Below are 11,820 nucleotides of genomic sequence, written 5' to 3' on the forward strand. Positions count from 1 at the left end.
ATGTCCGCGATCCCCGCGGGCCATCAGCGGGGGCCAATGGCAGAAGCGAAGACAACTAAATACGGTGCAGACGAAGCGCGTTGGGCCGGTCTGATGACCAGTGCCCAGCGCGGAGAGGAGGCGGACTATCGCCGCTTGCTTACTGAGCTTGCCGTTGTTATCGATCGCTATCTGCGCTCTCGTCTGGGCGCTTATGACCTGGTGGAAGATTGTGTGCAGGACAGTCTGCTCGCGATCCACCAGGCTCGGCACACCTATGACCCGCGTAGGCCTTTTCGGCCCTGGCTGTTTGCTATTGTCAGGCACAAGGCGGTGGATGCGTTGCGTCGCGGGGAGTCGAAGCAGCGCCTGCACCTGGTCGGTGAAGAAATACCTGAACAGGCCGTCGCTGGGCCCGAGAGCGAGCTACAGCGCGGGCAACTACTGGACCAGTTGCCGCAGACATTGCGGGAGGCTCTGGTTCTTACCAAGATCCTTGGCCTTAGCACCGGTGAGGCAGCTGCCCGTATTGGAATAAGCCAGGCGGCACTGAAGGTGCGTGTTCACCGCGCCATGCGCAAAGTAAAAAATTTATTGGAGTCTGACTTGGTATGAGGAAAAGTGAACAATTAATCGTCAGGCTTGCGGCGGACATGGCGCCCGTGCAGCAGATCCCGGACCCGGGGCGCTGGGCCGGGGTGTGGTTGTTGTGCAGTGTTGTCGCATTGGTCATTGCCATCCATCTTACCGGGCCGGTTCGGGCCACGGCGGGGGAGCAGCTGTTCAGCGAGTGGCGTTTCGCCCTGGAAATGTTAGTGGGCGCGACCGCGGCAGTTGCTCTGGCGACGGCTGCGTTTCAGGCTGCGAGTCCGGGGCGCTTGAGCAGCGGCTTCTTGAAGTTTGCTGTCGGCGTCGGCGTTATGTGGGTCGCAGGTTTTGCCTTTGGCCTGGTAAGCCCGGCACTGGAGCCAAGCATGGAAGGCAAGCGCGCGCACTGTGTATTCGAAAGCTTTTTTCTCGGGCTCTTGCCACTTGTGGCCGCGTTGACCCTGCAGCGCAAGATGTATGCGCTCAACCCTGTCATGGCTGCGCTGCTAGCCGGCCTGGCAGCAGGAATCCTGCCTGCGCTGTATATGCAGGTCGCCTGCATGTACGAGCCGATGCATGTGCTCAAATTTCACGTCGCACCGGGCCTGCTGCTGGCAGTCTGCGCTCCACTGTTGCTTATGGCTATGGAGCGCCTGAGGCCTAGCGCCGGCTGAGTTCGAACAGCTGAACCTTGGTCAGCACCAACTGAGCGACGAGTTCCACAATTAGCCCGTGGTTTTCACTGCGGATGGTTTCCAGTCCGGCATTGATTTCCAACTGCAGAGCATCGCGATCGCGTTCGTCGAGATCAGGCGGAAGCCGGATCCCTATGCTGTACTGTTCGTTTTCGCTGATACGGCTGTAAATACGGGTGAGTTCGGTGGCTGCGAAGTCAATGAGATCATCGTCTGCACCTTTGGCGAGAAGAAGTTGGCGAATTTGCCGGTCGAGAAAAGCAAGCCCCTGAGCCTGCTGAGAAGGAAACTCTAGAATAGTCCCCATTTCGTGGCGCCCCTCCGCGATGGGTTTCATCTATAGTAGCGAAATCAGGGCCTGTGGCAATAGCTTCCTGCGCGGAGAGTCAGGGTGTTATCCAGCGGGTCAGATCACCCGTAACAGGTTCGACAGGCGGGGATCGGGTTGAGCCGTGCGTCGCAGTACCAGAATGACATTGCCGATACTCTGGACAACTTCTGCGCCGGTGCGGTCGCAAAGCTCTTCGGTGACGGCAGTCTTGGCCTCTTTGCCGCCTACTGCCAGCTTGATTTTGATCAGCTCGTGTTGCTCCAGGGCACGTTCTACCTCGGAGACCACGTTGTCAGTCAGGCCGTTGCCCGCCACTGTGACGACGGGCTTTAATTTGTGGCCAATGGCGCGAAATTGTCTGATGTCTTGATTGCTTTTCTTGCTCATGGTCATTCCGCTGTACAATAGATGCCTGGTTCGAGGGGGCGCGCATTGTACACAAGGCGCCCTCGGCCCGAAACACCCACTATAGACCTTATTTATGGCCAAGAAAAAATCCTCCAGCAAAGCCTGGCTCAAAGAGCACCGGGACGACCCTTATGTGCAGCAGGCCCAGCGCGAGGGCTACCGCAGCCGAGCCTGCTACAAATTGTTGGAACTGCAGGAGAAAGATCGCCTGATTCGCCCCGGTATGACCGTGGTGGATCTGGGCAGCGCCCCAGGCGGTTGGTCTCAGGTTGCCGCAGAGTTGGTGGGCCATAATGGACGAATTGTCGCTTCAGATATTCTGCACATGGATAATCTGGCGGACGTGGAGTTTATCCAGGGTGATTTCACTGAGGATGAGGTGTTCGAGCAGATTATCGCCGTGATTGGCGACAAGCCGGTGGACCTTGTGGTGTCTGATATGGCCCCGAATCTGAGTGGGGTGACGGCCGTCGATCAGCCGAAATCGATGTACTTAGTGGAATTGGCGGTGGATATGGCAAGGAAAGTGCTGGCACCGGGAGGGTCGTTTGTGGCCAAAGTGTTCCAGGGAGAGGGCTTTGACGAGCTTTTTCGCGACACCCGCCAGAGTTTCGACAAGGTATTGACCCGCAAGCCAAAGGCATCTCGCCCTCGTTCCCGCGAGGTTTACCTTGTGGCGCGGGGGTTCAAGGGGGCTTGAAACATGGGCAGTTCGCCCCAACTGTAGTACATTGGCGGTGATACAATTCCCACCCCTGTGCGTACTTACACCAGGAAACATCATTGAGCGATATGGTTAAGAATTTACTTTTGTGGCTGGTTATAGCCGCGGTGTTGTTGTCAGTGTTCAACAACTTCAACATGCAGCCCACTTCAGAGGAGGTGGGTTATTCGGAGTTTATTGCCGAAATTCAGCGCGACCAGATCCAGAAGGTGACGGTGGACGGCCTGACGATTTCCGGCGAGCGCTTCGATGGCACCCGTTTTGAGACGATCCGACCCATGGTGGAAGATCCCAAGCTGATCGATGATCTGCTTGAGCACAACGTGGTAGTGGAAGGCAAGAAACCCGAGCAGCAGAGCGTGTGGACTCAGCTGCTGGTCGCTTCTTTCCCGATCCTCATCATTATCGCGGTATTCATGTTTTTCATGCGCCAGATGCAAGGCGGTGGCGGTGGCCGCGGTGGCCCCATGAGCTTCGGCAAGAGCAAGGCGCGGTTGCTGGGAGAAGACCAGATCACTACCACTTTCGCCGACGTGGCGGGTGTGGACGAAGCCAAGGAAGATGTTCAGGAGCTGGTGGAATTCCTGCGTGATCCGGGCCGATTCCAGAAGCTGGGCGGCCGTATCCCGTGCGGTGTGCTGATGGTGGGCCAACCAGGTACGGGTAAGACCCTGCTGGCCAAGGCCATAGCCGGGGAAGCCAAAGTTCCGTTTTTCTCTATCTCTGGTTCCGACTTCGTGGAAATGTTCGTCGGTGTCGGCGCGTCTCGTGTGCGCGACATGTTCGAGCAGGCCAAGAAACAGTCTCCCTGCATTATCTTTATCGATGAGATCGATGCTGTGGGTCGTCACCGTGGAGCCGGCCTTGGCGGTGGTCACGACGAGCGCGAACAGACTCTCAACCAGTTACTGGTGGAGATGGACGGTTTTGAGATGAATGACGGCGTGATCGTGATCGCTGCCACCAACCGCCCCGATGTGCTCGATCCCGCACTGCTGCGCCCCGGCCGCTTTGACCGGCAGGTGGTCGTCGGCTTGCCTGATATTCGAGGTCGCGAGCAGATTCTCAAGGTGCACATGCGTAAGGTGCCCCTGTCCGAAAACGTAGAGCCTGCCAAAATTGCTCGCGGTACCCCTGGGTTCTCCGGTGCCGATCTGGCCAACCTGGTGAACGAGGCGGCCCTGTTTGCAGCCCGTGGCAATGTGCGCACTGTCGGCATGCAGCAGTTTGAGCTGGCAAAGGACAAGATCATGATGGGCGCTGAGCGCAAATCCATGGTTATGTCTGAGGATGAGAAACGCAATACCGCTTATCACGAGGCTGGCCACGCAATTGTTGGTCGTCTGGTGCCGGAGCACGATCCTGTATACAAGGTGAGTATTATTCCCCGTGGTCGCGCTTTGGGTGTCACCATGTTCCTGCCCGAGGAGGATCGCTACAGCCACAGCCGCCGGCATATCATCAGCCAGATCTGCAGCTTGTTTGGTGGCCGAATCGCCGAAGAGATGACCCTCGGTAAAGATGGCGTCACCACAGGCGCGTCCAACGATATAGAACGTGCCACCCAGATAGCCCGCCAGATGGTGACGAAGTGGGGCCTGTCCGAGAAAATGGGGCCACTGATGTACGACGAGGGTGGCGAAGAGGTCTTTCTGGGTCGCAGTGCTGGCCAGCAGCATCAGGCGCTCTCCGACGAAACTGCCAAGCAGATCGACGCGGAAGTTCGCAGTATCATCGACGAGTGCTACGAAACTTCCGAGCGCATTCTCGAAGAGAACTTCGACAAGCTGCATGTGATGGCTGAGGCACTGATGACGTACGAAACCATCGATGCCGAACAGATCGACGACATTATGGCGGGGCGCACACCCCGTGAACCCGCTGATTGGGACGGCAAGTCTGGTGGAGATACGCCGCCATCTGCCGATGCGGCATCCGAGAGTGATGACGCCGGTAGCGCAGACGCCGGCCCAACCATCGGTGGGCCCGCCGGCGAACACTGAGCCGGCCCACTTTTGACTGGCTCCCCTGATAGCCGCCCGGTGCTCAAATGCGCTGGGCGCACGCTTGATCTATCCCGCCCCCAGGTCATGGGGGTGATCAACACAACGCCTGATTCTTTTTCCGATGGCGGCACTCTTTTTCGCAATGAACACCTCGACCCTGAGCTCGCGATTTCGCGCGCCCGAGACATGGTGACGGCCGGGGCTTCACTGCTCGATATCGGGGGTGAGTCTACCCGTCCGGGTGCAGCGCCAGTCAGTTCCCAGCAAGAACTGGATCGGGTTCTGCCGCTGGTGGAGCGCATAGCTGCCGAGCTTGATGTTGTCATCTCTGTGGATACCAGTAGTCCATTGTTAATGACCGAGGCGGCGAGTCTGGGCGCAGGCATGATCAACGACGTTCGGGCACTGCAACGCGAGGGAGCATTGCAGGCCGCGCGCGATACTGGCCTGCCGGTGTGCCTGATGCACATGCAGGGTGATCCGGGAAATATGCAGGCCAATCCCGAATACAGTGATGTAGTCGCTGACGTAGGTGTTTTTTTGGAACAGCGCGTGAATGCTTGTGAGGCAGCGGGGATCAGTCGGGATCGACTGCTGTTGGACCCTGGCTTCGGCTTCGGCAAAACTGTCCAGCATAATCTGGCCCTGTTGCGGGGGCTCCCAGGGCTGGCGCACCATGGCATGCCTTTGTTGGTGGGTCTGTCGCGAAAATCCCTGATTGGGAAGTTGATTGGTCGTGATGTTGACCAGCGTCTCGCGGCGAGCCTCGCTCTTGGCGTGCTGGCAGTGGAGCGAGGCGCCTCGATCGTGCGAACCCACGATGTCGCTGAAACCTGGGATGCACTGGCCATGTGCACTGCATTGAGGAGTTTACAGAACAATGAGTAGAAAATATTTCGGCACGGACGGTATTCGTGGTGCGGTAGGCGCTGGCGCTATCACGCCGGATTTCATGCTCAAGCTGGGCTGGGCAAGTGGCCGTGTCTTTGCTCGTGAAGCGACCTCGGGGCGCTGTACCGTGATAATCGGCAAGGATACTCGTGTGTCTGGCTACATGTTCGAGTCCGCGCTGGAGGCAGGCCTGGTGGCTGCAGGCGTGGACGTCAAGCTTCTGGGCCCGATGCCTACGCCGGCGGTAGCACTGATGACTCGCACCCAGGCTGCGGATGCTGGAATTGTGATCAGTGCATCCCACAATCCTTTCTTCGACAATGGCATTAAATTCTTTTCCGCAGCGGGCTCCAAACTGCCGGATGAGATGGAAGCTGCTATCGAAGAGGAACTCGAAAAGACCCTGGAAACCGTCGACTCGAGAGATATAGGCAAGGTCTTGCGTGTGGTTGACGCCGCTGGGCGGTATGTCGAATTCTGCAAGTCCACAGTGCCCGAAGGCTTTAACTTGCGGGGCATGAAAATCGCCGTCGATTGCGCTCATGGCGCAACCTACCATATTGCCCCCAGCGTTTTCAGTGAACTGGGGGCTGAAGTCATTACCCTTGGCGTGCAGCCAGACGGGTTCAATATCAACGAAGGTGTGGGTTCTACTGATATGGCGGCGCTGGCTTCGCTGGTCGCCGAGCAGGACGCCGATCTGGGCATTGCTTTTGATGGCGATGGCGACCGGGTGCTCTTCGTCGACGCCAATGGAGAATTCGTGGACGGCGATGAGCTGATCTACGTCATCGCCTGTCATCGCCTTGCCAGAGGGGAAGCTGACGCCGGTGTCGTCGGTACCTTGATGTCTAATCTGGGTATGGAGGTCGCCCTGCGTGAGCAGGGCCTGCAATTCGTGCGCGCCCAGGTGGGTGACCGTTACGTCAAGGCTGTGATGGAGCAGGAAGGTTGGCACCTCGGTGGTGAGTCTTCCGGCCATATCATTTGTAGCGATGTCACGACCACCGGTGATGGCATCGTTGCTGCGCTGCAGGTGCTGCACGCGGTTAAATCCTCCGGCGAGCCATTGGCGACCCTGCGTGCGGGCATGACGAAATATCCTCAGACCATGATCAACGTGCGCATGGTCGAGAAGGTCGATGTGGCTGAGCACAGTGGAATCGCCGCGGCAGTGGCACAGGTTGAGGCCCAATTGGGTGAGCGTGGCAGGGTGCTCCTGCGCCCGTCCGGTACCGAGCCAGTCGTTCGGGTTATGGTCGAAGGCGAGGATGCGCAACAGGTAGCGACCCTCTGTCGTCAGCTCGCTGATCAGGTCGAGGTGGCATTGCGCTGAATCGCCTTGCCACGGCAGGGCATCTTGGGTAAGATTGCGGCCGCTTTTTTGACCGGGAGGTGAGCATGCGCAGACCGCTTATTGCAGGAAACTGGAAGATGCACGGCTCCCGGGACAGCATCGGAATATTGCTGGGTGGATTGTTGGCCCAAAAGCTTCCCGAATCTGTCGATGTCGCGGTATGTCCTGTCTATGTGCATCTCGACCAGGTTGTTGCTGCCTGCAGCGACAGCGATTTGAGAGTTGGCGCCCAGGATTGCAGCCATGTTGATCAGGGAGCCTATACCGGTGATGTGGCTGCAAGCATGTTGCGAGAGCTTGGATGCCATTGGGTGATTCTCGGGCATTCGGAGCGCCGCAGTTATCACGCTGAATCTGATGCGCTGATAGCGGCCAAGCTCGCTGCGGCTCTGGCGGCAGGCCTGGCGCCCATTGTTTGTGTGGGCGAAACCCGTGAGCAGCGTGAAGCGGGCGAAGCCGAGGCAGTCGTTGCACGGCAGTTGCGCGGCAGCCTTGAAGGTGCGAGCAGTGCCGCGGGGCTGGTGATAGCTTATGAGCCCGTTTGGGCCATCGGAACCGGCCTTACCGCGACGCCGGAACAAGCCCAGCAGATGCATGCGTTTATCCGCGAGCAAATGACAGGATTAGGCGCGAATGCGGACGAAACCCGCATCCTCTACGGGGGGAGCGTCAAGCCCGACAATGCCGGTGAGTTATTCGCGCAGGCAGATATTGATGGCGCCCTTGTGGGCGGTGCGGCCTTGAAGGCCGAGGATTTTTCCGCGATTATCGCGGCCGCTGGTTAAGAACCGGGCGGAACGATAGGAGATGCCCGCAGGGGCATGAGAGAACATGGAACAGATTATTTTGGTAGTACATCTGCTGGTAGCGCTGGCCATCATCGGCCTGATTATGCTGCAGCAGGGTAAGGGTGCGGACATGGGTGCCTCCTTCGGCGCCGGTGCATCCCAGACACTGTTCGGAAGCGATGGTAGCGGCAATGTATTGACTCGCGGCACCGCGTGGTTGACCGCCCTGTTTTTTGCTACCAGTTTTGGTCTGGCGCTGCTCGCCACCAATGCGGTTGCACCGAGCAACGATTTGGGTATTGAAATTCCAGCTTCAAGCATGCAGGCTGGGCAGCCCGCTGCCGCCGAGGAACTTCCGGTAGTAGACGACGAAATCCCCGCCGCCATTGCGCCGGCGGCAGAAGCCGGTGAAGAGGATCTCCCAGACCTGAACTAAACAGAACAAAGCCGAAGTGGTGGAATTGGTAGACACGCTATCTTGAGGGGGTAGTGAGCTATGCTCGTGCGGGTTCAAGTCCCGCCTTCGGCACCATCTTTAAAAAAGGGCTCCAATCGGAGCCCTTTTTTTATGCTCTTGTTTTCAGTGCTCGCACCCGAGGCATCCATCACCTATTCTTCTCGCTTCAACTTGAAGGAGTACTCCCATGACCGAATCTTTCAGTGCCATTGTTGCCGAGGACGTGGACGGCAAGCCTGTCGCTACACTCAAGCAAATCTCCAACGCAGACCTGCCCGATCTTCCGGTTCTGGTCGAGGTGGCCTATTCCACTATGAACTACAAGGATGGGCTGGCACTAAGTGGAGCGGCGCCTATCTGCCGCAAGCTGCCGCTGATTTGCGGCATTGATCTGGCGGGTACTGTGCTCGAGTCGGCAGACCCCGCATTCAGCCCAGGCGACCAGATTCTGGTCAACGGCTTTGGTCTGTCAGAGGTGCACAATGGAGGCTATACCCAGCGGCAGCGTCTGGATCCGGGCTGGATCGTGCGTGTGCCCGAAAGTATGAGCCTAAGCGAAACCATGGCCCTGGGTACCGCGGGATATACTTCAATGCTGTGTGTGCAGGGCTTGCAGGATCAGGGCGTGACACCCGAAGATGGTCCGATCCTGGTAACGGGGGCCGCCGGTGGGGTGGGCTCTGTGGCGGTATCGCTCCTGGCGGGGCTGGGCTACGAGGTCCACGCCAGTACCGGGCGGATTGATGAGCAGGGAGAGTTTCTGCGTGGTCTGGGTGCCAGTGCCCTGGTGCCACGAGAGGATCTTGCGCGCGACTGTAAGCCTCTCGAGCGAGAGTTGTGGGCCGGCGTCGTTGATACTGTGGGTGACAAGGTTCTGGCAACAGCTATTGCTCAGACCAAGTATGAGGGAGTGGTTGCTGCTTGCGGTCTTGCCGGTGGAGCGGGGCTGTCCAGCAGTGTGATGCCCTTCATATTGCGCGGTGTGACCCTGCGGGGTGTCGACTCGGTGATGGCCTCGCAGGCGCGCAGACAGCGGGCCTGGGATGCGCTTGCGGCTACGATGAATCGTGAACATCTCGCCTCGCTTTCCGAAACCGTCCCCATGTCGGAGCTGATGGAAATGGCGCCAAAAATACTCGCTGGGCAAATTGCCGGGCGGCTGATAGTGGATGTTAATGCGTAGTTTGGTCCTCGCCCGAAGCCGCGCCTTGAGGGCGGTTTGGGGTCGAAGAAAAAAGCGCTAAAAATACCCGGAAAAAGAGTCTCTAATTCGGTTGACCCGGGTAGGGGCGATACCTATAATGCACAGCCTCGAATTTGGGGCGGGATGACGAGCCCGACCTGATCGTGATTGCCGAGGGGCTTTCACAGCGAGAAAGTTTTGATGCGGGGTGGAGCAGCCTGGTAGCTCGTCGGGCTCATAACCCGAAGGTCGTCGGTTCAAATCCGGCCCCCGCTACCAACACACAGTGCCAGCTCCAAAATTTGGTACTGTGACGAAAAAGCCCCTTTTTAGGGGCTTTTTCGTTTTCGGAGAAAAGTCCCACTGGGGCTTTTCCTTATTTGGAGATTTGCCTGATGGCAACGAAAGAGCAACAGATCCAGGAACTGCTGGACCCAACCGTAGCCGCGATGGGCTTCGATCTCTGGGGCCTAGAGTACCTGTCTCAGGGCAGGCACACCCTGTTGCGCGTGTACATCGAGCATGAAGATGGTATTACCGTCGACAATTGCGCTGCGGTAAGTGATCAGGTCAGCAGCGTGCTGGATGTAGAGGATCCAATCACCGGGGAATATACCCTGGAGGTTTCATCCCCCGGCATGGACAGGTTGTTGTTCAAGCTGGAGCAGTACCCGGTGTACGTCGGGGAAATGATAGAAATTCGCTTGCGTACGGCTTTTGATGGCCGGCGCAAATTCAAAGGCATTTTAAAAGGTATTGAGGGCGAGGACGTTGTCGTGCATGTAGACGACCACGAGTACCTGCTGCCCCACAGCGCGATAGAAAAGGCGCGTGTACAACCCCGCGTATAACGCGGCACTGAACTGGCGAGGCTAGAGATGACAAAGGAAATTCTGCTGGTAGCGGAGGCTGTCTCCAACGAGAAGGGCGTGTCTGAGGACATTATCTTTGAGGCGATTGAGCTGGCATTGGCGACTGCTACCAAGAAGCGCTACGACGAAGAATCGGACATCGAGGTCACGATTGACCGCGAGACCGGTGACTACGTCACCAAGCGCCGTTGGCTGGTTGTACCAGACGATGAGCTGGCGCTGCTGGGTACCCAGTTCTACACAGAGGAAGCGATAGAGAAAGATGCCTCTCTACTTCCCGGCGATATCTTTGAGGAAGTGGTAGAGAACGTCGGCTTTGGCCGAATTGCTGCCCAGACTGCCAAGCAGGTGATTGTGCAGCGCGTCCGTGACGCAGAGCGCGCCCAGGTCGTGGAACTGTACATGGATCGCGTTGGTGAACTCGTTGCCGGGACCGTCAAGAAAGTGACCCGTGACAACGTCATCGTCGATCTGGGTAACAATGCTGAAGGCCTGCTGCCCCGCGATCAACTGGTTGGCCGCGAGACATTCCGTGTGAATGACCGTGTTCGCGCCATCCTGAATGAGATCAGCACAGAATCTCGTGGCCCTCAGCTGATTCTCAGCCGTGCGTGCCCTGAGATGTTGATCGAACTGTTCAAAATCGAAGTGCCTGAAATTTCCGAAGAAGTGATCCAGATTCGTGCCGCGGCCCGTGATCCGGGCTCCCGCGCCAAGATCGCTGTGAAAACGAACGACCAGCGTATCGACCCGGTCGGTGCCTGCGTCGGTATGCGTGGCTCTCGAGTTCAGGCAGTGTCCAATGAACTCGACAACGAGCGCGTTGACATTGTGTTGTGGGACGACAACCCCGCGCAGTTGGTGATCAACGCCATGGCGCCTGCAGAAGTTGAGTCCATTGTTGTGGATGAAGATTCCGGCACCATGGATGTTGCTGTTTCCGAAGACAATCTGGCCCAGGCGATCGGTCGTTCTGGCCAGAACGTGCGTCTGGCTAGCGAGCTGACTCAGTGGACCATCAACGTCATGAGCCTGGAAGAAGCCGCCGACAAACACGAGGCCGAAGCTGGCCAGGTGATCGGTGTGTTCTGCCAGCAGCTGGATGTCGATGAGGATGTAGCAGAGATCCTGGTGGAAGAAGGCTTCACCACACTGGAGGAAGTTGCCTACGTGCCGCTGGAAGAAATGACAGCTATCGAAGGCTTCGACGAAGATATCGCCGAGGAACTGCGCGCCCGGGCCAAGGACGCGCTGCTGACTCAGGCAATTGCATCTGAAGAGCAGCTCGGAGCGGTAGAGCCCGCCGAAGACCTGCTAACCATGGACGGTATGGATCGCCATCTGGCCTTTATTCTGGCCAGTCGCGGCATCGTGACCATGGAAGACCTCGCCGAACAGGGCGTGGAAGACATCGTAGATATTGAAGATATGACAGAAGAGCGTGCAGGTGAGTTGATCATGACTGCACGCGCACCCTGGTTTGCGGAGGCCGGTGAGTAACCCGGCAACGCAGGACTAATTAAACAGGGTATCGAGGAGAT

At 57.9% G+C, this 11,820-nt stretch carries 13 protein-coding genes and 2 tRNA genes; 13 read left to right on the plus strand and 2 right to left on the minus strand.

Translation table 11 applies throughout. The features are described 5' to 3' along the window. Positions 1-594, plus strand: coding sequence for a sigma-70 family RNA polymerase sigma factor (locus tag EY643_RS03500; protein ID WP_205743139.1), 594 nt, complete (start codon positions 1-3; stop codon positions 592-594). Next, entirely contained in the window at positions 591-1,241 is a 651-nt protein-coding gene (locus EY643_RS03505; protein WP_152660897.1) for an NrsF family protein, read from the plus strand. The genes EY643_RS03500 and EY643_RS03505 overlap by 4 nt, the downstream gene beginning before the upstream one ends. Here the strand turns inward: EY643_RS03505 and EY643_RS03510 are convergent. Further along, complete coding sequence (locus tag EY643_RS03510) at positions 1,228-1,569, minus strand: hypothetical protein (RefSeq protein WP_152660898.1); 342 nt, start codon at positions 1,567-1,569, stop codon at positions 1,228-1,230. The genes EY643_RS03505 and EY643_RS03510 overlap by 14 nt on opposite strands. 99 nt (positions 1,570-1,668) lie before the next feature. Then, complete coding sequence (gene yhbY / locus EY643_RS03515) at positions 1,669-1,980, minus strand: ribosome assembly RNA-binding protein YhbY (RefSeq protein WP_152660899.1); 312 nt, start codon at positions 1,978-1,980, stop codon at positions 1,669-1,671. 94 nt (positions 1,981-2,074) lie between these two features. Here yhbY and rlmE point away from each other — a divergent pair, with 94 nt between their 5' ends. The 11 genes from rlmE to nusA all read left to right on the plus strand — a co-directional run bounded on the left by rlmE (position 2,075) and on the right by nusA (position 11,779). Beyond that, positions 2,075-2,701: a 23S rRNA (uridine(2552)-2'-O)-methyltransferase RlmE gene (rlmE, locus tag EY643_RS03520; protein WP_152660900.1), complete on the plus strand. Its 627-nt coding sequence runs from the start codon at positions 2,075-2,077 to the stop codon at positions 2,699-2,701. 92 nt (positions 2,702-2,793) lie between these two features. Beyond that, entirely contained in the window at positions 2,794-4,728 is a 1,935-nt protein-coding gene (gene ftsH / locus EY643_RS03525; protein ID WP_153240886.1) for an ATP-dependent zinc metalloprotease FtsH, read from the plus strand. A 12-nt stretch (positions 4,729-4,740) separates the two neighbouring features. Continuing rightward, positions 4,741-5,619 carry a dihydropteroate synthase gene (folP, locus tag EY643_RS03530; protein WP_476729742.1) on the plus strand — a complete coding sequence of 293 codons (879 nt, stop codon included), beginning with the start codon at positions 4,741-4,743 and terminating at the stop codon, positions 5,617-5,619. Further along, positions 5,612-6,958 carry a phosphoglucosamine mutase gene (gene glmM, locus EY643_RS03535; RefSeq protein ID WP_152660901.1) on the plus strand — a complete coding sequence of 449 codons (1,347 nt, stop codon included), beginning with the start codon at positions 5,612-5,614 and terminating at the stop codon, positions 6,956-6,958. The genes folP and glmM overlap by 8 nt, the downstream gene beginning before the upstream one ends. Positions 6,959-7,023: 65 nt before the next feature. Next, positions 7,024-7,764 (plus strand): triose-phosphate isomerase, encoded by a 741-nt coding sequence (gene tpiA / locus EY643_RS03540; RefSeq protein WP_152660902.1) that lies wholly within the window; start codon positions 7,024-7,026, stop codon positions 7,762-7,764. A gap of 46 nt (positions 7,765-7,810) precedes the next feature. Next, positions 7,811-8,203, plus strand: coding sequence for a preprotein translocase subunit SecG (gene secG / locus EY643_RS03545; protein WP_152660903.1), 393 nt, complete (start codon positions 7,811-7,813; stop codon positions 8,201-8,203). A gap of 10 nt (positions 8,204-8,213) precedes the next feature. Next, a tRNA-Leu gene (locus EY643_RS03550) sits at positions 8,214-8,299 on the plus strand. 112 nt (positions 8,300-8,411) lie between these two features. Beyond that, positions 8,412-9,407, plus strand: coding sequence for an MDR family oxidoreductase (locus EY643_RS03555; RefSeq protein ID WP_152660904.1), 996 nt, complete (start codon positions 8,412-8,414; stop codon positions 9,405-9,407). 202 nt (positions 9,408-9,609) lie between these two features. Beyond that, a tRNA-Met gene (locus EY643_RS03560) sits at positions 9,610-9,686 on the plus strand. 116 nt (positions 9,687-9,802) lie between these two features. Continuing rightward, on the plus strand, positions 9,803-10,258 hold the full coding sequence (gene rimP / locus EY643_RS03565; RefSeq protein WP_152660905.1) for a ribosome maturation factor RimP: 456 nt from the start codon (positions 9,803-9,805) through the stop codon (positions 10,256-10,258). A gap of 27 nt (positions 10,259-10,285) precedes the next feature. Next, positions 10,286-11,779 carry a transcription termination factor NusA gene (gene nusA / locus EY643_RS03570; protein ID WP_152660906.1) on the plus strand — a complete coding sequence of 498 codons (1,494 nt, stop codon included), beginning with the start codon at positions 10,286-10,288 and terminating at the stop codon, positions 11,777-11,779. The last annotated feature ends 41 nt before the right edge of the window (positions 11,780-11,820 follow it).

This window comes from Halioglobus maricola (assembly GCF_009388985.1).
GTDB lineage: Bacteria > Pseudomonadota > Gammaproteobacteria > Pseudomonadales > Halieaceae > Halioglobus > Halioglobus maricola.

Excerpts from the sequence above, each read along its gene's own strand:
- tpiA (WP_152660902.1), top strand. The coding sequence starts at position 7,024 with ATGCGCAGACCGCTTATTGCAGGAAACTGGAAGATGCACGGCTCCCGG.
- nusA (WP_152660906.1), top strand. The coding sequence starts at position 10,286 with ATGACAAAGGAAATTCTGCTGGTAGCGGAGGCTGTCTCCAACGAGAAG.
- EY643_RS03510 (WP_152660898.1), bottom strand. The coding sequence starts at position 1,569 with ATGGGGACTATTCTAGAGTTTCCTTCTCAGCAGGCTCAGGGGCTTGCT.
- yhbY (WP_152660899.1), bottom strand. The coding sequence starts at position 1,980 with ATGAGCAAGAAAAGCAATCAAGACATCAGACAATTTCGCGCCATTGGC.
- ftsH (WP_153240886.1), top strand. The coding sequence starts at position 2,794 with ATGGTTAAGAATTTACTTTTGTGGCTGGTTATAGCCGCGGTGTTGTTG.
- glmM (WP_152660901.1), top strand. The coding sequence starts at position 5,612 with ATGAGTAGAAAATATTTCGGCACGGACGGTATTCGTGGTGCGGTAGGC.
- secG (WP_152660903.1), top strand. The coding sequence starts at position 7,811 with ATGGAACAGATTATTTTGGTAGTACATCTGCTGGTAGCGCTGGCCATC.
- EY643_RS03500 (WP_205743139.1), top strand. The coding sequence starts at position 1 with ATGTCCGCGATCCCCGCGGGCCATCAGCGGGGGCCAATGGCAGAAGCG.
- rlmE (WP_152660900.1), top strand. The coding sequence starts at position 2,075 with ATGGCCAAGAAAAAATCCTCCAGCAAAGCCTGGCTCAAAGAGCACCGG.
- rimP (WP_152660905.1), top strand. The coding sequence starts at position 9,803 with ATGGCAACGAAAGAGCAACAGATCCAGGAACTGCTGGACCCAACCGTA.
- EY643_RS03555 (WP_152660904.1), top strand. The coding sequence starts at position 8,412 with ATGACCGAATCTTTCAGTGCCATTGTTGCCGAGGACGTGGACGGCAAG.
- EY643_RS03505 (WP_152660897.1), top strand. The coding sequence starts at position 591 with ATGAGGAAAAGTGAACAATTAATCGTCAGGCTTGCGGCGGACATGGCG.